The organism is Vibrio sp. 1641 (assembly GCF_033339995.1).
Taxonomy (GTDB): Bacteria; Pseudomonadota; Gammaproteobacteria; order Enterobacterales; family Vibrionaceae; genus Vibrio; species Vibrio alginolyticus.
Genome location: NZ_JAWOVP010000131.1, coordinates 1 through 770, shown reverse-complemented (window position 1 = coordinate 770; position 770 = coordinate 1). Strand labels below are relative to the sequence as shown.

1 protein-coding gene is annotated in these 770 nt (G+C 47.7%); it reads left to right on the top strand.

Annotated elements, in window-relative coordinates:
* On the top strand, positions 1 to 770 hold a 770-nt coding region (locus tag R7Z47_RS24610; RefSeq protein WP_318130731.1), incomplete at both ends, for a YjiH family protein.

The window sequence follows — 770 nt, the reverse complement described above, 5'->3', positions numbered from 1 at the left end:
CAGCAGCGATCCTTCGTAACGGTTTCTTAAACGGACTTTTCAACCCGTCTCCACTTTGGCTTGTTGTTCGCCTAATCGGTGGTGCTGCGGTATTGATGACGTTCTTCCAAGTAGGTCCAAAAGCGATTTGGGAAGAAAACACGGGCGGCCTTGTTTTAACTGGTCTTCTACCAACGCTATTCGCAGTATTCATTTTTGCTGGCCTTCTGCTTCCTCTACTACTTAACTTCGGTCTTCTAGAGCTATTTGGCGCGCTATTAAGTAAAGTAATGCGTCCAGTATTTAACCTACCTGGCCGTAGTGCGATCGACTGTATGGCATCATGGTTGGGTGATGGCAGTGTGGGCATCCTACTGACAAGCAAGCAGTACGAAAACAAGTTCTACACTCAACGTGAAGCGGCAGTTGTTGGTACAACGTTCTCAGCGGTATCGATCACATTCAGCTTAGTTGTTATTGCTCAGGTTCAACTTGAACACCTGTTCCTACCTTTCTACGGAGCTATCTGTTTAGCAGGTATCGTGGCTGCGGTTATCATTCCTCGTTTGCCGCCTCTAAGCCTGAAAAAAGACCGCTACATTGACGGCAGCAAGCCAGCAGAAGATGTAGATGCAGTGCCAGAAGGTCACACGACATTCTCTTGGGGCATGGACTTAGCTCTAAAACGCGCTGCAGAAGTAAAATCTGTTCAGTCCGTATTCAAAGAAGGTGTGCACAACGCTATCGATATGGTGTTTGGCGTACTGCCTGTGGTTATGGGTTTGGGTACC